The organism is Devosia yakushimensis (assembly GCF_030159855.1).
GTDB classification, from domain to species: domain Bacteria; phylum Pseudomonadota; class Alphaproteobacteria; order Rhizobiales; family Devosiaceae; genus Devosia; species Devosia yakushimensis.
Map to the genome: position 1 here is coordinate 956,568 of NZ_BSNG01000001.1, position 17,592 is coordinate 974,159.

A 17,592-nucleotide genomic window follows, 5' to 3' on the forward strand; every position below is an offset into this window, starting at 1 on the left:
CAAGCCAACAAAAAACCGGCCCCTCGCAGGGCCGGCTCGTTGCTATTCGCCGATCTTTTCCAGCTCGTATGGCGTGGTCTGGTAAATCTCGTTGATCCAGTTCTGGAACAGCAGATGGGCGTGGCTGCGCCAGCGATTTTCCGGAATGGCGCTGGTGTCGCCATTGGGAAAGAGATTGGCGGGGGGCGGGGTATCCAGCCCCGATTTGACGTCCCGCTCATATTCGTCAGCCAGCGAGCGGTTGTCATATTCGAGGTGATTGAGGAAATAGACCGCCCGGTGCTTGAGATCGCCCAGCATGGAGACGCCGATCTCCGCATTGTCGATCAGCACTTCGAGATTTTCCCCGAGCGTCGTGCGATCAATGTCGTTGTAGCGCGATATCGGGATCATCGGGCTGTCCGAAAAGCCGCGCAGGAAGGGCGAGCGCGGATTGGTCACCTGATGGCGGAACACGCCGAAGGCCTTGCTGTCCATGCGGTAGCGCTTTGCACCATGGAAATGATGCAGGGCGGCCTGGGCACCCCAGCAGATGAACATGGTGTGGTGCACATTGGTCTTGGTCCACTCCATGATGTCGAGCATTTCGGGCCAGTAGCGCACTTCTTCGAAGGGCATATTGGCAATGGGGGCGCCTGTGACGATGAAGCCGTCGAACTTCTTGGTCCGCACCTCTTCCCAGGTCTTGTAGAAAGTCTTGAGGTAATCCTCGGAGGTGTGCTTGGACTGGTGATCGGTGATGCGCACCAGGGTCAGGTCCACCTGCAGCGGCGTCGAGCCGATCAGCCGGGTGAACTGGGTCTCGGTGCGCTCCTTGTTGGGCATCAGATTGAGCAGGCCGATTTCGAGCGGGCGGATGTCCTGCCGCGCGGCGCGCGTGGAATCCATCACATAGACGCCCTCGTCCTCGAGGGTTTTGCGGGCAGGCAGGTCGTCGGGAATACGTATAGGCATATCAGCCTCTTAAGCGAGAATGATCGGAAAGCGATTCAGGCCGGCGCGCCTCCAATAGGAGGACGCGCTAACGCATTCGCTTTTCGATTGCTGACGCCATGAGGTCGACGAATTCGTCGCCATCGCGCACGATTGCCAGGTCGGACGCTTCAACCACATAACCGAAATTGTCCGCCAGCATCTGGTAGCGGGGCAAGCGGTCATGCAGCAGCGCTTCGAACCCCCAGGCGCCGAACCCGGCCGGGTCGACGTCGCAATCCTCGGCAATTTTGTTGAGCGCCTTGTACTCTGCCCATTTCTCGACGAGGAAGGGCGGGTGGTAATACATGGGCTTGGGGCTTTTCCTGAACCGCCGCACCAGCTCGGCGGCATCCTTGTCGGTGCCGCGAATGTAGAGCAGGGCAGTCGAGGCCGCCAGCGTCTTGATAACAGGGTCTTCCGGGTTGGCCGGGTCGATGACTTCGATCAGCGAGCCGCCCGTATCGGCGATGAAGTTGTCATAGCCATAGAGTTCCTTGGCCCGCTCGATGAAATGGGGCACATCCTGCAATGCGGCGATCTCTGCCACCCGGTGCTGCTCCTGGCGGCGCTGATATTCGGCCAGCGGCAGGCCACCCTTGTCCGGGTTGCCGGGCGTGCCGAGATAGCTCGACAGCGGATCGAGATTGTCGAAGGTGATATTGGACGAGATATAGATCGAATCCGAGCGCAGCAGATTGGCCAGGAAGGGTACCTTCATGGCTTCGCGCTTGAAATTGTCGACGATATATTCGCCCATATAGCGCGTGCCGATGCGGTAATCGGCCGAATAGTGGAACCAGCGCGACGCGCGTAGCATATTGCTCAGCCGCGTCTTGCCGACGCCAGCCATGCCGAACACCGTCACGGTGCGGCGCTCTGCCTTTACGAATTCGTCGGCGGATTTGAACAGCATTGCGGTGGTAATCCCGGCGCGGTGTCCCCGTGCATTAATGCACTTGCCGCCATCAGACAAGCGCGCGGCAATTTCTGCCGGTACGCCCGGACTCTTCTGCCGGGTTTTCGCCGCAATTTCGGCCGGGATGGCGAATTTTCCCTTTGAAATCAATGACCCGGTGAGTTGGCACTCTCCTTGCTTTTCTTTGCCTGAACAAGCGCAACAGGCGCGAGCAGTTTCAGGAGTATTTTGATGGGCATCTATGGGGCTCTGTCCAGTGCGGTTACCGGTCTGCGGGCGCAAGCGCATGCGCTGGAGAACATTTCGGGCAATATCGCCAACTCGCAGACCACCGGCTACAAGCGCATCGAAACCGACTTCCTGGATCTGATCCCCGACGCCCCCATCAAGCGCCAGGTACCCGGCGCCGTGCTGGCCCAGTCGCGCGGCACCAATGATGTGCAGGGCGATATCAAGACGGTCGCCAACGAGACCTTCATCGCACTCAATTCCAACGGCTTCTTCGTTGTCGAGCCCAAGGTCGGGCAGTCGGACGGTAATCCGGTATTTGCCGGCACCAATTTCTATACCCGCCGCGGCGACTTCCAGATCGATAAGGATGGTCTGCTGGTCAATGGCGCTGGCTATTATCTCAAGGGCCTGCCGATCGATCCAGGCACCGGCAATATTTCTGGCTCCGTGCCTGAGGTGATCAAGCTCTCCAATGCGTTCCTGCCGGCCCAGCAGACGAGCCGCATCAATTATCAGGCCAACCTGCCGCAGATGCCCAAGACCGATGCCTACAAGGCCTCCATTCCCAATAGCGAGCTGCTGCGGGCAGGGGACTATCTGGGCGCGACCTTCACGCCGGCCACGGCAACCTCGACCACGGACTTCCCAACCGCTACTGCCGATCTGGTGGGTGAATCGCTGACCATCAGCGTCTCCGGCACAGCCTTCAACTACAATTTCTACTCCGCGGCCGCTGGCGCCCCGCCCGCCAATAATGCCTCCAACATGTACATCGACACCGATGGCAAGACGGTGGCTCAGATTTTGGCGGAAGTGCAGACCCACATGCAGGGCCGCCCGAATGCCGCTGGCTCAACGGTGGGTCTTAACGGCGATGGTGAATTGGCGATCTCCATGCCTACCAATTCCGGTCACGCCATGACGGCATCGGCCAGCGCCGGCCTCGGGCTCTCTTTTGACCAGACCGCGCCGGTCAGTTCGGTGCCGCAGGGTACGCCGGTGCCGACGATCTCGGCCAACCAGAACGCCCAGTTCCTCACCAATTCCATCTCGGGTGGCGCCATCACGGTCTATGCCCAGAATGGCGCCCCGGCGAACGTGCAGATGCGCTGGGCCAAGGTCGATAGCTCCACCAGCACGCCGCCGGGCACCGACACCTGGCATCTTTATTACATGTCCAACAGCAATGCGGCCGGTGCAGAAGCGCAGTGGACGCGGGTCAACGAAAACTTCCAGTTCGCCGCCAATGGTTCGCTTGCCGCGCCCACCGGCGGGGCCACCACGCTGACCGGCCTCAATATCAATGGCGTGGCCGTGGGCGATGTCGAGCTGCGCTACGATACCAATGGCCTGTCGCAATTTGCCGATGTGAACGGCACGGCAAACGTGTCCACGCTCAACCAGAACGGCTATGGCGCGGGCGAATTCGTTTCGGTGGCGATCAATGACAATGGCCGGGTGGTTGCCACCTATTCCAATGGCGAGCGCATCGACATGGCGCAGGTGGTGACGGCCAATTTCAACGCCATCAATTCGCTGAAGCGCCTGGATGGTGGCGTGTTCGAGGCGACTTCGGAATCGGGTGAGGCCATTCTGGACATGTCCGGCACCGGCATTATCGGCGGTTCGATCGAGGCATCCAACACCGACATCTCAGACGAATTCACCAAGCTGATCGTGACCCAGCAGGCCTACGCGGCCGGCACGCGCATCGTCAGCACGGCCGATGAGATGCTGCAGGAAGCGCTCAATATGGTCCGCTAGCCGGACCTGTGATGGTTTGGGTTCGCGGCGTCCGGCCGCGGGCCCTGTTCTTGCGTGAGGAGCCCGAGCCATGGGTTTGACGACGTCTCTGAACAATGCGGTGTCCGGTCTGCGGACCAATCAGGATGCGCTGTCCGTCCTCAGCCGCAATGTGGCCAATGCGGGCACGCCGGGCTACCACCGGCAGTCGCTTAATGTCATTGACTACAACTCGCAGAACAGCAGCTATGCCCGCACGGCGGGTGTCACGCGCGCTTTCAACACGAGCCTGCAGACCTATTACACGCGCCAGGTCAGCGACGCTGCCAATTCGGGCGTGCAGGCCAATTATCTCGATCAGTTGCAGGGGTATCTCGGCAAGCCTGGCGCCGCCGGTTCGCTCGATACCATTTTTGCCGACCTGCAAAAGAACCTGCAGGGGATTTCGACCAGCCCGGACGACTATGCTGCCCGGGCGCAGGCCGTTGCCTCGGCCCAGACCATGGCCGAGACCCTCAATCGTCTCTCCAACTCCATTCAGGGCATGCGCCAGGAGACCGAGGGGCAGATTGCCAGCCACGTCAACAATCTCAATGGCATGCTCAACTCGCTGGCCGAGGTGAATAACCGCCTGCTCGACCTGGGTATGACCGATTCCGCCCGGGCCTCGTTGCAGGACCAGCGCGATCGGCTGGTTTCCGGGGTTGCCGAGCTCATCGACGTCAAGGCCGATTATCGCCCCAATGGCACCGTTGCGCTGATGACGCGATCGGGCGTGGGCCTGCTCGATAATGGCGTTTCGCAATTCTCCTTCGAAAGCGCCGGCAATCTCTCGCCCAATTCGCAATTCAACGTCGATGCCAGCCAGAGTTCGGTCGGCAAGCTGATTCTCACCACGCCGTCCGGTTTGACGCTGGACCTTGTGGCCCAGGGTGTGTTGCAGGGCGGGGAACTGGCTGGCCTGGTCACTCTGCGCGACAAGACGCTGGTCGAGGCGCAGGAGCAGCTGGACGAGATCGCCGCGGGCCTCGCCCAGGCCTTCTCAACCAAGAACACGCCCGGTACGGCCGCCTCCGCCTGGGGCGCGTCGGGTTTCGATCTCGACCTGGCCAATATGCAGCCGGGCAACGACATGCTGTTGACCTATACCGAGAATGGCGTTGAGAAACGCGTTCGCGTGGTCAATAGCACCGATGGCAAGGACTATGTCGATGCCACCGGGCAGCGGGTGATCAGCATTAACCTGTCCGGCGATCCGACGGCGGCGGCGAATATGCTGGGCAGCAAGCTGCCGACGCTGACCGTCACCAGTACGGGCGCGGGCAATCTACGCATTCTCGATGGTGGCGTGGGCGGGGCGACCGAGGTCAAGTCGGCTTCCGTGCGCACCACGGCGTCAGGTGTGCAGGGCGATGGTCTTGCCTTCAACCTCTTCGTCGACCAGGGTGATGCATCCTTCACCAACAATCTCAATGGCAATCCGCCGCAAAAGCAGGGCTTTGCCGCCCGCATCTCGATCAACAGCGCCATCCTGGCCGACAATCGCCTGATGGTGCAGCATGAAGTCGGCGGCACATTGGGCGATGCCGACCGCGCCAATTACGTCATCTCCCAGCTCAACAACATGAAATTCGTGTCGGGGGGTAATCCGGCCGAAAATTCGGGCCGCTTCCAGCTGAGCGGCACATTGGGCGAGGTGATCGGCCAGACGCTCAATTTCCAGGGCTCCAGCATCAATGCCGCGCTGACCAAGGCCGATGACCGCCAGCTGACGCTCGATACCATCGTCGATCAGATGCAGTCCGAATATGGCGTCAATACCGACGAGGAAATGTCGCGCCTGATGGAGTTGCAGAACGCCTACGCGGCCAATGCCCGTATCGTCTCGGTGGTCAAGGAATTGCTTGACGCCCTGTTCGCGTCGACTTGAGGAGCACAAGGATGATCGTCAACAAATCCATGTATCCCCTGCAGAGCGGCTTCTCCGTCATCTCGCGCATGCAGGATCGCTTCGCCACGCTGCAAATGCAGCTGGGCACGGGCATGAAGGCCTCGACTCTGGCCGAAATGGGCAACGATCTGCCCATGTCGCTGTCGGTGCGCTCGCGCCTCGCCAAGATCGACGCTTTCTCGGCCAATATCGATACAGTCAATCTGCGGCTCAGCTTCCTCGACAAAACCATGACGCGCATGGACGCCATGGAGGGCGAGGCGCGCCAATCGGCTACGCCCGGTCAATACGGCACGAACAATATCAACATGGCGACGCTTCCCGGCCTCTCCAAGGCGCGGCTGGACGAGCTGGTCACCATGCTCAATTCCGATGTGGCCGGGCGCTATCTGTTCGGCGGGTCGAACACCGACAAGGCTCCGGTGCCCGATACCAATGTGCTGCTCAACGGGCAGGGTGGCAAAGCCGGTTTCAATACCGTGGTCACCGAGCGCAAGGCCGCCGATGCCGGTACCGATGGGCGTGGACGCTTGCAGTCCTCCCATACCGCCGGCACCACCAGCGTCAATCTGGCCGAAGATGGCGTCCATCCCTTCGGGATGAAGGTTTCGACGATTTCGAGCACCAGCAGCGCTGTTACCGTTACCCAGCCGGCGCCCGGCACGGCGCCCCTGGGCAATCAGGTCGGGGTGACCTTCGCCCCCGCGCCTGCCGAGCAGATCGCGCCGGGCCACACCATAACCATGGGTTTCACCCTGCCTGACGGCACCGAGACGCAGATCACCATGAAGGCGATCTCGGCGGAAAATGCGCCGGCCGGGGTCAATGAATTCGTCATTGGCGCGGACGCCGAGGCCACTGCCGCCAATTTCAAGACGGCGCTGGATACCAAGCTGCTCGAGGTCGGCAGCACCACTCTTGCCGGCGCCTCGACCTTCGCCGCCTCGCAGAACTTCTTCAACGGCGCGGGCGAGCCCGTGCTCCGGGTCGATCTGAATAGCGGCAATCCAGCCACCAGCCTGCGGGTCGCCACCGAGGCCGATACCGTCATGTGGTATACCGGCCAGAGCCCTGCCGTCGCGACGGAGGGCCTGGGACGCCTCGAGATCGGCACCAGCGGGGCAAATGTCACGCTGGGCGAGAAGCAGCCTGTCTCGGCCGCGCATGGCTTCCAGATCAGCGGCGTTTCGGCGTCCACGGCCAATATCACCACCGGCTATACCGCTGCCGATCCCAGCGCGGCCAGCGTCCAGTTTACTGGCGTTCCCGCTGCCGGCGAGACCGTCAACATTACTCTGACCGAGCCCAACGGCACCACGCGCACCGTGGCGCTCACCGCCGTTACCGGCAAGGCCGGGCCGGGCCAGTTCAGCATCGGCGCCGATGCCGATGCAACCGCCGCCAATTTCTCCAAGGCTCTCAATATCGTCGTGACCGACGCAGCCATGGCGGCCGAGGGCAATCCACGCCAGAGCGTGACGTCCCAGATCGATGATTCGACCCGCGTCAGCTATGGTATGCAGGCCAACGAATCAGGACCGCTGGCCCTGATGCGAACCATGGCGGCCATGTCCGTGGAGACCTATCCCGATAGCGATCCGACTTCGATGGGGCGGTTCGACGCCATGGCGGAGCGCCAGCAATCGGCCTTGTCGGAATCGCACAATTCCGAGCGGGGTTCGGTTGAAATCCTCACCATGGAACTGGGCATTGCGCGGGCCGCGCTCAACAATACCAGTACGCGCCACACCAACTACAAAACCCAGCTGGAAAACCTGCTGAGCGATGTCGAAACGGTGAGCAAGGAAGACGTGACCATGGAGATACTGGCCCTCCAGACCCGTTTGCAGGCCAGCTACCAGGCCACCTCGATGGTCAGCCAGCTGAGCCTGGTCAACTTCATGCGCTAAGGGCAGGGCGGGCTTGGGGGCGGATTACGCGTCCGCCGCCTATCCTACCCACAATCGCTTCCCTCAGGCCTGACCCGAGGGCCGCTCTCCGCTTGCGCCGGGTTGAGAAAGCCCCTTGGGTCAGGCCCGAGGGAGGCGATTGAGGTGGTCGGGAATTCGGTATTCCTCCTCCGCAGCGGAAGAACTCCCCAAAACCAAAAAAGCCCCGCAATGCGGGGCCTTTTTGTTCTTCACCAACATAGCGTCAGTTTGCCCGTAAACCCTGGGCCAGCTGGCGGTTGATGTTGATCAGGGTATCGAGCCGGTTCGGTGCCACAGGATCGAGCAGGATTTCGCGGGTCTCGTTGAGGATATAGATGCCCAGATTGGCAATGTTCTGGCGTACCACTGCGGGCAGGGCATTGTCCTCGCGCGTCACCGAGGTCATGAAAATGGTCCAGAGCTTGCGGTTGAAGGTCAACGCGCCCTTGAGCACCTCACTATCGGGAGGCCAGTTGTCGCGCACGGACTGCAGCGTCGCAGCTGATTTGATCAGCAGGGCAGCTTCACGTTCACGCGGGGATTCAACCGTCTTCGCCGTCGACTGATAGGCTGCCGCGCCGTATTGCTGCATGCTCAAACAGGTCCTGTTCGTACTGAATCAGCTCTTTGGCTGTCTTGAGAGCTTTATACAATTCGCCAGTTAAGATGGCGTTATTGATACGGTCAGCAATTGAAATGGTGGACGGGGCCGCGGTCACGAAATCGTTGATCAGCGAGAAATATTCCTCGCGCAGCGTGTCGATGTCTTCCTGGATATACATCAGCTGCACGGCCAGGTAGATACGCTTGGCGGGGGTATCGGCGGTATCGGTGGTCAGGATGTCCTTTTCACGCAGAATGGGCGCCTTGCCGTCGATGAAGAGGCGCGACCGCTGCTCGGAATTGGTGATGATGCATTGGCCCACCAGCAGTTTTTCGCCGGGCTTGAGTTCGACCTTTAGCGCCAAGGCATTCTCCTTCAGAAGTTCGTTTCGGCGCTCACACTAACGTCATTTGCGGCGCTTTCTAGTCCGAAGGCGGCAAAGAAAAAGGCGGGCCCGAAAGCCCGCCTTAATCAATCTGTGCCTGATGCGATTAACGCAGCAGCTGCAGGATGCTCTGGTCGGCCTGGTTGGCCATCGACAGGGTCGAGGAAGCCAGCGACTGACGGGTCTGCAGAGCCATCATGTTGGCAGCTTCCTGGTTCATGTCGGCCAGGGTCAGGTTGCCAGCACCGGTTTCGAGCGTGTTGATCATGGACTTGGTGAAGTCCTGACGGTTCTGCACGATCGACAGGTTCGAGCCGAAGGACGAAGACTGCGAACGAACCGAGTTCAGCGCGCCCTTGACCTGGTCAAGGAAGGTGTCGATGCCGGCGTCGCTGTCGAGATCCTTGGCTTCCAGAGTGGTGGAGATTGCCAGGTTGCTCGAATTGACGGCCTTTTCGCCCTTGGTCTGGATATCGATCGAGGAGGTGCCGGTTTCGTTGAAGGTGATCTTCAGCTTGTCGCCACGCAGCAGGTTGATACCGTTGAACGAAGCATCGTCCGACAGCTTGTCGAGCTGGTCGCGCAGTTCGTTGAACTGATCGGCGAGATCAGCGCGAACAGAGTTACCAGTGATTTTGTTGGCGCCGCTGGAAGTACCATCGACAGTACCATTGGCAGATACGCCGCCAAGGTTCAGTTCCTGGGTCGAAAGGTTCTCGATGCGCAGCTTGCCGTTGTCGTTGGAAGCGCGGATCTTGCCCTTGAGATCGGTGTTGTTGTTGATCTCATTGACCAGCTGATCGGTGGTCTTGGCAGCGGCAGGCGTGCCAGCGACAGCTGCGGAGCCCGCAACGGTAACCGGTGTACCCAGAGCGGCGGCAGTCGTGCCATTGGTATTGCCAGCGGCGTCGGCAATGCTGATTCCGGTACCGGCAGCATTGGTCAGGACCAGTTCGCCGCTACCGTCGTCGGCCGCTACGGTCGAGCCAACGGCGGTGTTGATCTTGCCTGCGATGGCGGTCGCGTCGTCGCCGTCCGCGAGGGTGACGTTGTAGTTGGTGGTACCAACAGTCACCACAACATCGCCAGCCGTACCGGCCGTCAGAGCCGCACCGCCAGCGCCCGTCACCGTGGAAGCGACAGCCGGGGTGCCCGCAACAGCTGCGGTGCCCAGGGCGATGTCAACCGGCGTGCTGCCGATCGAGCCGCCCGAGAAGCTGATGTTCTGGGTGCTGGTGAGGTTGTCAGCGAGCGTCAAGGAAGCAGTCTGGAAGCTCTTATCCTGACGCGCCTGGCGCAGGGTGGACTGCATCGATTCCAGGGTCTTGGTGATCGAGGTCAGGCCGTTATTCGCAGCTTCGATGGTCTTGATGCCGTTAGCCATCGAGTCCATCAAGTTGTTCAGATCGCCGGCGCGGCTGTTGAGCGACGCTGCGGTGAAGAAATTGGTGGGGTTGTCCAGCGCCGAGTTGACCTTGTTGCCCGTCGACAGACGGTCCTGGGTCTTGGCCATCAACGTCGCCGTATTCTGCAGCGAGGTGAGGTTGGAGCGGACGGCTTTGGAAAGATTGATATCAGCCATAGTGAAGTTCCCTTTCTAGGAGACTTGTCGTTACTTTTGACGCCTCATTCTGAGACAGCGTGGAGCTTGCACTGGACGGCATAAAGAATCGTTAATTTGCTGCCGCACTTGCACTGGAAAGATACGATGATCCAGCCAGGTTAACCGCGTGTGAAGATGTGATCGGCGATGGCCGTTCCGGCATCGCGCGCCAGTGGCGCCGAATCCGGAGACGTCGCTTTCTTCAAGGGTTTTGTGGCGAGGGCATGGCCGTGGCCGCTCAGGCGGTCAGGTCCTTGAGGCGGGCCTGCGATTCCGGCGGGATGGTCGCCGAGCCGATGCGCTGGAACAATTCGCTCAATGTCTGCGGCCGGGGCGGCAGGGCGCCGGCGATCACGGCGGCGGCAAAAATGGCCGAAGAATCGCGCGACGGGGTTTCCGGCTCATTGTCGCGGGAGCGCTCGTCGCGAGCCGCCCGGTCTTCGCCGGTCTTGGCATTCCTGGGCATGGCCGGTGCGCTTTGCGGCAGCATGGCGCGCTCGCCGGTTGCCGGGCGATGGCGGTAGTCGCTGACATTGGTATGCCCCGCACTGATCGGCTCGGGTGCGATTGCGGTGACCATGACGCTGTCCTTGCATGCACGAATGCACGGGCAGCCTAGGCACGAACAAATTGTGGCGTACTTACCGGTTTAGGCGGGGTTTGAATCAAAGTGTAACGGGGAAGGGCAGGGTGAGGGCTCACTAATACCCCCAACCACCGTCGCTCCCCTCGGGCTTGACCCGAGGGTCTCTCGCCGCTTGCGCCGTATTGAGAGAGGCCCTCGGGTCAAGCCCGAGGGAACGATCGTGGATGGGAAGGACTCTCACCCACCCATAGATTGCCCGGCCCCTAAAGCGACCGATTCACCGCAATCCCCCGTGCCGAACTCGCCGGGTCGACCGCTACCGCGCCGGCGCGGCCATAGGTCTTGGCCTTGTTCTGCTGGCCCACGATCTGCGCCACGTCGGTCAGCAGGTCTTCGGTCACGGTGCGGGCGGTGGCCAATACGCGCAAATTCTCCGCCATCTGGGTGGCAAGGCTTTCGTGGCCGGCACGCAGCCGCTCGATGGCCTGGGGAGCCTCCTTTTGCAGGCGCTCGGTTTGGCGCTGTATGGCGCGGGCAAAGCCCACATAGTCCTGTGCCAGTCGTGTCTTGTCCGGTGTCAGCGCGCTGGCCTGGCGGATATGGCCGGTGCGCAGCAGCACGGTTTCCTGGTTCATGACATCGACCAGGGCGGCCAGGGCGACTTCGGCCATCTGGCAGAGATCGTCGGCCGGCAGGCTGTCGAGGGCGGCGAGGCGGGCTGCGGCGGTCATGAGCGATAGGCTCCCTTGGAAAATACGAGATTGTTCTGGTTATTGGCAGCTTCCTGCAGGCTCAGCAGGTCGCCCATGAGCTGGTCGGCAATGCCCAGCCCGCCATTCTGCGCCATGGCGGCGGCGAGCTGCTCCGATTGCATGGAGCGCCAGGTCTCTTCACCAAATCCGCCGCCGAAGCCGTTCTCATTCTTGACGCTTTCGAACATGGTCTTGGTGAGTGTGTTGAGGAACACGCCTTCGAATTCCTCGGCCTGCTGGCGCACCTTGGCGATCTGGCTGGCGCTCAGGGTCGAGCCGGGTTGCGGGATGGTATCGATCATCACAGCACCTCGATCTCGGCCTGCAGGGCGCCGGTGGCCTTGATGGCTTGCAGGATGGCAATCAGGTCGCGCGGCGCGATGCCCAGGGCGTTGAGCCCGTCGACCAACTCCTGCAGCGTCACCGATTCATTGACCACCGCCAGCGCCTTGTCCGAGGCGAAGACCTCGAGGTCCGTACTGGGCTCGACGGCCGTCACGCCATTGCTGAACGGGGCGGGCTGCACGATGGTTGGGTTTTCGGCGATGGTGACCGTCAGGTTCGATTGGGCCACCGCCACGCTCGAGACCCGCACATCCTTGCCCATGACGATGATGCCGGAATTTTCGTCGATGACGATCTTGGCCGGCTGATCGGTCTCCACCATCAGCTGCTCGATATCGGTCAGCAGGTCCACGATATTGCCGTTAAAGCCGCGGGGCAGGGTGACGCGCACCGTGGCCGGGTCTTCCGGCGTTGCCGTGGGCACCCCGATAAAGTCGTTGATCGAGAGCGCGATGCGCCGGGCGGTCGTCAGGTCCGGGTTGCGCAGGGCCAGCCGCAGCGAGGTTTGCGAGCCGAGATGGAAGTCGATTTCCCGTTCGATCACCGCACCCGAGGAAATGCGGCCGGTAGTCGGCACGCCCGAGATGACGGTGGCGCTATCGCCCTGGGCCTTGAAGCCGTTGATGTTCACCGGCCCCTGGGCGATGGCATAGACTTCGCCGTCGGCGCCCAGCAGCGGCGTTACCAGCAGCGTGCCGCCCTGCAGGCTATCGGCGTCGCCCAGGGCGGCCACCGAGACGTCGATGCGCGATCCCTGCGTGCCGAAAGGCGGCAGGTTTGCCGTCACCATGACTGCCGCGACATTGGCGGTGCGCACATTCTCGCCGGCTGTGTTGACGCCCAGCCGCTCCAGCATGGATTGCAGCGATTGCTTGGTGAAGGGGGAATTGTTGAGCCGGTCGCCGGTGCCATTGAGGCCCACCACCAGGCCATAGCCGACCAGCTGGTTTTCGCGGATGCCCTCCATGTCGACAATGTCCTTGATGCGGGCTGCCGCAGCAAAGGCATCGGCCATCGGGGCCAGCAGCAGGGCGGCGCTGAGCGTAGTTGCCGCAAGCCGTCGCAAGAGTATGTGCATCGTCATCCCCGTCATCAGGCCGCTCCATCCCCATGGCGCGGCATTTGACGATGACATTGCGAAAAGCGTGCCAAAGCTCGGAGTTTTGATCCAACCTTTTGATATAACTGGATTTTAATCCCGGATGGCAGGCATTTTGGTGGCCAAAATCCCGTGACCCAGCAATTCTTGCCGGGTGGATTAATCTCTTGTTAACGCCTTGCGGCAGATTTTGCCGGGGTAGGCATCGAACTGATTTGAGTCTGGCTTTGCGCATCGAAACCAATACTCGCACCAATGGGGTCAGTGGCCGTGCCGCCACGGGCCGTACGGGTTCGGGCATGGCCTTCGTTCCTGCCGGCGAAGATAATGCGGTTCGCGTGGCCGGGGCTGCGCCCATGGCGGCAGCCGCTGGCATCGACGCGATCCTGGCTCTACAAGCCGTGGAAGACCCGGCGGTCGCGAAAAAGAAGCGGGCCATGCGCCGGGGCGCCTCGCTTCTCGATATGCTCGATGCAATCAAGGCCGATCTGCTCGTTGGCCGTGTCGGCGCGGATCAGCTGGATCAACTGATGGTCCTGCTGGGCGAGGTCCGCGAGCGCTCCATGCCTGGCCTCGATGCCGTGTTGGACGACATCGAATTGCGCGTCCGGGTCGAGCTGGCCAAGCTGGGCCGTTTTCCTTAGCCCCTCAGATAGCCACGGCCGCCCGGAAAGGCTAGCCTCCGCAGGGACGGGGGAGCCATGCTGCATCTCAAATTTCAGGCCACGGTCATTCACTGGCGCGGTCCGGCGCCCTTCGTTTTCGCGCCCATCCCGGCCGAGCATGTCGACGCGATCCGGCAGGCGGCCAGGCACGTAACCTATGGCTGGGGCATGATCCCGGTCGACGTGGTTATTGGCGGGGCTGGCTTTATCACCTCGCTATTCCCCAAGGACGACACCTATCTTTTGCCGATCAAAATGGCCGTCAGGAGAAAGCACGGGATCACCGTCGGCGATACGATTGATATTGACATGACAATCCAACCGCGGCGCTGAGGTGGGGGCAGGAGTGGACGACGCAGAAATTCCGCTTGAGGGCGGCCGCGTTACGGCCGGGGTGGTGCGGCTTGGCGACACCGTCAGACGGCCGATCCTGAGGGATCGCGGGCAGGTCCATGACCTGCTCCTGCACCTTGAGCGCAAGGGCTTCGACGGCGTGCCGCGTTTTCTCGGCGTCGATGAGCAGAGCCGGGAAATTCTGAGCTTTCTTCCGGGGGATGTGCCGCGTGATCTAGGTCATTTCAGCGATGGACAGCTTTTGTCGGCCGCCGGTCTCCTCCGGCGCTTCCATGATGCAACCGCAGACTTTCCAGCTGTGCTGCAAAGCGGCGCCGAGGTGATGTGCCACAACGATTGGGGTCCGCCGAATGGCGTTTTCCGGGACGGAATGCCTTATGGCCTCATCGACTTTGATACGATCATGCCTGGACTGCGCCTCTGGGACCTGGGCTATTCCGCCTTTTCCTGGCTCGATCTGGGCAATGCCGATGACTATACCGGCGCCGAACAAATCCGGCGCCTGACCCTCTTTGCGGAGGGCTATGAGCTGCCGGCCTGTTCACCGCCGCAGATCGCCGCCTATGCGCTTGCGCGCCAAACCAGGCTGGCGAGTTGGGCAAGGCACCGAGGCATGCAGGAAATGGCTGACTGGGCGGCTTCGGCTGCCGCATGGACTGCCCTGCACGTCACCGAGCAATTGCTGCCGACGGGTTTTCCGGACGAACGGCATTTGTGATTTCCGGCGGCAACTGGTCCCGTCCGCATTGTCCCCCTGAAATGTCGAAATTCTCCCGCGTCATTCGTCGGAGGAACAGCGTTACCGATATTCAGCCGGAGGAGACCATCATGTTCGAGAGACTCAACCTTTACGCGCCTATGGCGCTTGCCGCCCTGCGCATCATTGCCGGATTGCTGTTCTTCGAGAGCGGCATGCAGAAGCTGTTCGGCTTTCCGCCAGCGCCGTTCGACATTCCCATGGATGGCCTGACCTATACGGCGGGCATTCTGGAATTCTTCGGTGGCGCCCTGTTGATCGTCGGGTTTCTGACGCGGCCAGCCGCGTTCATCCTTTCGGGGATGATGGCCGTCGGCTATTGGATAGCCCATGCGCCGCAGAGCTTCTTCCCGGCCACGAATATGGGCACGGGCGCCGTGCTGTTCTGCTTCGTCTTTCTCTACATCTTCTTTGCCGGCCCGGGCCGCTGGAGCCTTGATGGGCTTTTGCCCGTGCCGTGGCGGGAAGGGAGAGCGGGGGGCTGACCGCTAACCCGCCCGCGGTGCGCAGTGCGCCATGTCGGCATTCCAGCCGGCGGCGATATCGAGCACCGAAACATTCCTGAGCGCATCTTCGAACTGGCGGCGGGAAGCCTCCAGCGCTTCTGTCGTTGCCTGGTTGGCGGCCCGGGCCAGCAGGCAGCTCGTTTCCTCCGCATCGATGCCGATGGCGAACAGGGTCGGCGAGCCGAGCGCCGCGTAAATCTCCAGCAGCGTGATCTCGGCCAGTGGACGGGCCAATTGCCAGCCGCCGCCATGCCCCTTGGTGGCGTTGACAATGCCGGCCTCCCGCAGGCCGCCCATGGTTCGCCTCACCACCGAGGCATTGGTGTGAAGCATGCCTGCGATCAGTTCCGAAGTGGCCGGCCCCTTCATCTGGTGGAGATGGAGCAGGGCATGCAGAACGCGGGAGAGGCGATTGTCCTGGCGCATGGGTCTTCCATAGTCATGTCGCAAACGAGTGGGCGCGACCTCACGGTGCATACGATGTTACATGGCTTCCATCGGCAATGCCAATCTTGCGCTTGGCTGTCGAAGTCCGCTCCGGCCGTTCGTCGATGCAGTAAGGGCAGGGCACGAGGGCGCTGACCAGACATCGGGAGCTGCAAAATGACCATTACCATCACAGTCTTCGAACGATCCCCCGATAAGGGCATAGGGCTGGCCCGCGATATGCGCGTCCGCTGGGCACTTGAAGAAGTCGGCCAATCCTATGCGGTCCGGCCGGTTTCATTCGCCCAGATGAAGCAGTCCGAGCATCTGGCGCGACAACCTTTCGGGCAGATACCCACCTATGAGGAGGACGATCTTGTCCTGTTCGAGTCCGGGTCCATCGTGCTTCATATCGCCGAGCAGCATCCCGGCCTGCTGCCGGACGATGCCAATGCCCGGGCGCGCGCCATCACCTGGATGTTTGCCGCGATCGGTACGGTGGAGCCGCCGATACTCGAATTGCAGACCCTCCGGTTCGGGGAGGGGGACAAGCCCTGGTTCGAGCAGCGCATGCCGCTCGTCACGGATCGCATCCGCGACCGGCTGCGTCAGCTTTCCGCGCGTCTTGGCGATGCCGATTGGCTCGACGGCGCGTTCAGCGCAGGCGATCTGATGATGGTCCACGCGCTGCTCAGGGTGCGCCCGCCGGGCATTCTGGATGAATTTCCCAGCCTTGCGGCCTATTGCGCCCGAGCCGAGGGGCGCGCCGCCTATCAACGCGCCTTCGCCGCGCAAAAGGCGCAGGCCAACAGCTAGCTTTGCTTCCCGGGATATGTGTTTCACAAATGTCCCAATCGGCTGCTATAGCTCGGTTCTGGTGGCCGCTTTCGGCGCCAGAACGGGGGTCTGATGAGTGGACGAGCAGGTGCTTCCTTTGAGGAAGCCGATGTTGTTGAGAACTACGTTTTTCGCCCGCCTTACCCTCAGTCCTTGTTCCTGAAACTCGTCGAGATCGCCCCGGGCCGGGCTTGCCTGCTCGATATCGGCTGCGGGCCGGGCAAGATTGCGCGTCCGCTGGCCCGGCATTTCGACAGGGTAATTGCGGTCGATCCGTCCCGGAACATGCTTGCGCTGGGCCAATCCCTGCCGGGTGGCACCGCATCCAATATCGACTGGATAGAGGGCTTTGCCGAGGAATTCCCCATCCAGGGACACCGGTTCGACCTGATCGTTGCAGCAGCGAGCATCCACTGGATGGATCATGCCCGCCTCTTTCCGCGCCTCAGGGCGCATGCGGGTGCCGGGCATGCTTTCGCGGTTGTTTCGGGGGACGACGCTTTCGAGCCGCCATGGCACGCCGATTGGCTCGGCTTCCTCGCAAAATGGGTGCTGGTGATTACCGGGGAGCCGTTCGATCCGCCCGGCAAGGCCCGGTACTGGGACAGTTATGCCGGTTATCTCGACATAAGGGGCGATGAGTATTTCCTGTCCGAGCCTTTCGAGCAGAGCGTTGCGGACTTCATCGGTTGCCAGCATTCGCGCGATACATTCGCGCCGTCGAAACTGGGCTCCCGTCTTAGGGACTTTGATGGCGAGCTTGCGGACGTGCTGCGGCCGCATGCGAGCGAAGGCCGCCTGACATATCGGGTGCGTACCAGGCTGGTCTGGGGGAGCATCAAGGCGGCGTGAGTGTCGCCCGCCGCGCCGCCGGCGCATCACCCCCGCTTTCCCTCATGCAAGGCTTGGCCTAAACACATTCGGCC

19 protein-coding genes are annotated in these 17,592 nt (G+C 61.7%); 9 read left to right on the plus strand and 10 right to left on the minus strand.

Annotation, left to right across the window (positions count from 1 at the left end):
* Positions 1 to 42: 42 nt before the first annotated feature.
* Complete coding sequence (locus QQL79_RS04555; RefSeq protein WP_284388355.1) at positions 43 to 954, minus strand: homoserine O-succinyltransferase; 912 nt, start codon at positions 952 to 954, stop codon at positions 43 to 45.
* Between the two features lie 67 nt (positions 955 to 1,021).
* On the minus strand, positions 1,022 to 1,888 hold the full coding sequence (locus QQL79_RS04560; RefSeq protein ID WP_284388357.1) for an ATPase: 867 nt from the start codon (positions 1,886 to 1,888) through the stop codon (positions 1,022 to 1,024).
* Positions 1,889 to 2,122: 234 nt separating this feature from the next.
* On the opposite strand from QQL79_RS04560, the gene QQL79_RS04565 reads away from it, so the two are divergent.
* The 3 genes from QQL79_RS04565 to QQL79_RS04575 all read left to right on the plus strand — a co-directional run bounded on the left by QQL79_RS04565 (position 2,123) and on the right by QQL79_RS04575 (position 7,726).
* Positions 2,123 to 3,886, plus strand: coding sequence for a flagellar hook protein FlgE (locus QQL79_RS04565; protein WP_284388359.1), 1,764 nt, complete (start codon positions 2,123 to 2,125; stop codon positions 3,884 to 3,886).
* 70 nt (positions 3,887 to 3,956) lie between these two features.
* A complete protein-coding gene (gene flgK / locus QQL79_RS04570) occupies positions 3,957 to 5,795 on the plus strand; it encodes a flagellar hook-associated protein FlgK (RefSeq protein WP_284388361.1) in 1,839 nt (612 codons plus the stop codon).
* 11 nt (positions 5,796 to 5,806) lie between these two features.
* Positions 5,807 to 7,726, plus strand: coding sequence for a hypothetical protein (locus QQL79_RS04575; RefSeq protein ID WP_284388363.1), 1,920 nt, complete (start codon positions 5,807 to 5,809; stop codon positions 7,724 to 7,726).
* Between the two features lie 244 nt (positions 7,727 to 7,970).
* Here QQL79_RS04575 and flaF read toward each other — a convergent pair whose 3' ends face one another.
* From flaF to QQL79_RS04610, 7 genes are all read right to left on the minus strand, one after another.
* On the minus strand, positions 7,971 to 8,339 hold the full coding sequence (flaF, locus tag QQL79_RS04580; RefSeq protein WP_284388365.1) for a flagellar biosynthesis regulator FlaF: 369 nt from the start codon (positions 8,337 to 8,339) through the stop codon (positions 7,971 to 7,973).
* A complete protein-coding gene (gene flbT, locus QQL79_RS04585; protein ID WP_284388367.1) occupies positions 8,290 to 8,715 on the minus strand; it encodes a flagellar biosynthesis repressor FlbT in 426 nt (141 codons plus the stop codon). Before flbT ends, flaF begins: the two co-directional genes overlap by 50 nt.
* Before the next feature lie 127 nt (positions 8,716 to 8,842).
* On the minus strand, positions 8,843 to 10,318 hold the full coding sequence (locus tag QQL79_RS04590; RefSeq protein ID WP_284388371.1) for a flagellin N-terminal helical domain-containing protein: 1,476 nt from the start codon (positions 10,316 to 10,318) through the stop codon (positions 8,843 to 8,845).
* A gap of 259 nt (positions 10,319 to 10,577) precedes the next feature.
* Positions 10,578 to 10,919, minus strand: a complete 342-nt coding sequence (locus QQL79_RS04595) for a hypothetical protein (protein ID WP_284388373.1) — start codon at positions 10,917 to 10,919, stop codon at positions 10,578 to 10,580.
* A gap of 269 nt (positions 10,920 to 11,188) precedes the next feature.
* A complete protein-coding gene (locus QQL79_RS04600; RefSeq protein ID WP_284388376.1) occupies positions 11,189 to 11,656 on the minus strand; it encodes a hypothetical protein in 468 nt (155 codons plus the stop codon).
* Complete coding sequence (locus tag QQL79_RS04605; RefSeq protein ID WP_284388378.1) at positions 11,653 to 11,979, minus strand: rod-binding protein; 327 nt, start codon at positions 11,977 to 11,979, stop codon at positions 11,653 to 11,655. The genes QQL79_RS04600 and QQL79_RS04605 overlap by 4 nt, the downstream gene beginning before the upstream one ends.
* Entirely contained in the window at positions 11,979 to 13,037 is a 1,059-nt protein-coding gene (locus QQL79_RS04610; protein WP_284392816.1) for a flagellar basal body P-ring protein FlgI, read from the minus strand. The genes QQL79_RS04605 and QQL79_RS04610 overlap by 1 nt, the downstream gene beginning before the upstream one ends.
* Positions 13,038 to 13,336: 299 nt before the next feature.
* On the opposite strand from QQL79_RS04610, the gene QQL79_RS04615 reads away from it, so the two are divergent.
* The 4 genes from QQL79_RS04615 (at position 13,337) to QQL79_RS04630 (ending at position 15,382) form a co-directional block, all read left to right on the plus strand.
* The gene (locus tag QQL79_RS04615) at positions 13,337 to 13,765 is read left to right on the plus strand and encodes a flagellar assembly protein FliX (protein WP_284388380.1); all 429 of its coding nucleotides are present in this window, start codon (positions 13,337 to 13,339) and stop codon (positions 13,763 to 13,765) included.
* A gap of 57 nt (positions 13,766 to 13,822) precedes the next feature.
* Positions 13,823 to 14,119 (plus strand): DUF1905 domain-containing protein, encoded by a 297-nt coding sequence (locus QQL79_RS04620; RefSeq protein WP_284388382.1) that lies wholly within the window; start codon positions 13,823 to 13,825, stop codon positions 14,117 to 14,119.
* A 13-nt stretch (positions 14,120 to 14,132) separates the two neighbouring features.
* Entirely contained in the window at positions 14,133 to 14,858 is a 726-nt protein-coding gene (locus QQL79_RS04625) for a phosphotransferase (RefSeq protein ID WP_284388384.1), read from the plus strand.
* A gap of 110 nt (positions 14,859 to 14,968) precedes the next feature.
* The gene (locus tag QQL79_RS04630) at positions 14,969 to 15,382 is read left to right on the plus strand and encodes a DoxX family protein (protein WP_284388385.1); all 414 of its coding nucleotides are present in this window, start codon (positions 14,969 to 14,971) and stop codon (positions 15,380 to 15,382) included.
* 3 nt (positions 15,383 to 15,385) lie between these two features.
* On the opposite strand, the gene QQL79_RS04635 is transcribed toward QQL79_RS04630, so the two are convergent.
* On the minus strand, positions 15,386 to 15,829 hold the full coding sequence (locus QQL79_RS04635) for an Rrf2 family transcriptional regulator (RefSeq protein ID WP_284388387.1): 444 nt from the start codon (positions 15,827 to 15,829) through the stop codon (positions 15,386 to 15,388).
* 177 nt (positions 15,830 to 16,006) lie between these two features.
* On the opposite strand from QQL79_RS04635, the gene QQL79_RS04640 reads away from it, so the two are divergent.
* Both QQL79_RS04640 and QQL79_RS04645 read left to right on the plus strand, forming a co-directional pair.
* Positions 16,007 to 16,645, plus strand: a complete 639-nt coding sequence (locus QQL79_RS04640; RefSeq protein ID WP_284388388.1) for a glutathione S-transferase family protein — start codon at positions 16,007 to 16,009, stop codon at positions 16,643 to 16,645.
* A gap of 174 nt (positions 16,646 to 16,819) precedes the next feature.
* The gene (locus tag QQL79_RS04645; RefSeq protein WP_284388390.1) at positions 16,820 to 17,518 is read left to right on the plus strand and encodes a class I SAM-dependent methyltransferase; all 699 of its coding nucleotides are present in this window, start codon (positions 16,820 to 16,822) and stop codon (positions 17,516 to 17,518) included.
* The last annotated feature ends 74 nt before the right edge of the window (positions 17,519 to 17,592 follow it).

Coding starts and splice junctions, on each gene's coding strand:
- flgK (WP_284388361.1), top strand. CDS start 3,957: ATGGGTTTGACGACGTCTCTGAACAATGCGGTGTCCGGTCTGCGGACC.
- QQL79_RS04640 (WP_284388388.1), top strand. CDS start 16,007: ATGACCATTACCATCACAGTCTTCGAACGATCCCCCGATAAGGGCATA.
- QQL79_RS04630 (WP_284388385.1), top strand. CDS start 14,969: ATGTTCGAGAGACTCAACCTTTACGCGCCTATGGCGCTTGCCGCCCTG.
- QQL79_RS04575 (WP_284388363.1), top strand. CDS start 5,807: ATGATCGTCAACAAATCCATGTATCCCCTGCAGAGCGGCTTCTCCGTC.
- QQL79_RS04555 (WP_284388355.1), bottom strand. CDS start 954: ATGCCTATACGTATTCCCGACGACCTGCCTGCCCGCAAAACCCTCGAG.
- QQL79_RS04635 (WP_284388387.1), bottom strand. CDS start 15,829: ATGCGCCAGGACAATCGCCTCTCCCGCGTTCTGCATGCCCTGCTCCAT.
- QQL79_RS04560 (WP_284388357.1), bottom strand. CDS start 1,888: ATGCTGTTCAAATCCGCCGACGAATTCGTAAAGGCAGAGCGCCGCACC.
- QQL79_RS04565 (WP_284388359.1), top strand. CDS start 2,123: ATGGGCATCTATGGGGCTCTGTCCAGTGCGGTTACCGGTCTGCGGGCG.
- QQL79_RS04620 (WP_284388382.1), top strand. CDS start 13,823: ATGCTGCATCTCAAATTTCAGGCCACGGTCATTCACTGGCGCGGTCCG.
- QQL79_RS04605 (WP_284388378.1), bottom strand. CDS start 11,979: ATGATCGATACCATCCCGCAACCCGGCTCGACCCTGAGCGCCAGCCAG.
- QQL79_RS04610 (WP_284392816.1), bottom strand. CDS start 13,037: ATGGCCGATGCCTTTGCTGCGGCAGCCCGCATCAAGGACATTGTCGAC.
- QQL79_RS04600 (WP_284388376.1), bottom strand. CDS start 11,656: ATGACCGCCGCAGCCCGCCTCGCCGCCCTCGACAGCCTGCCGGCCGAC.
- QQL79_RS04595 (WP_284388373.1), bottom strand. CDS start 10,919: ATGGTCACCGCAATCGCACCCGAGCCGATCAGTGCGGGGCATACCAAT.
- flaF (WP_284388365.1), bottom strand. CDS start 8,339: ATGCAGCAATACGGCGCGGCAGCCTATCAGTCGACGGCGAAGACGGTT.
- QQL79_RS04590 (WP_284388371.1), bottom strand. CDS start 10,318: ATGGCTGATATCAATCTTTCCAAAGCCGTCCGCTCCAACCTCACCTCG.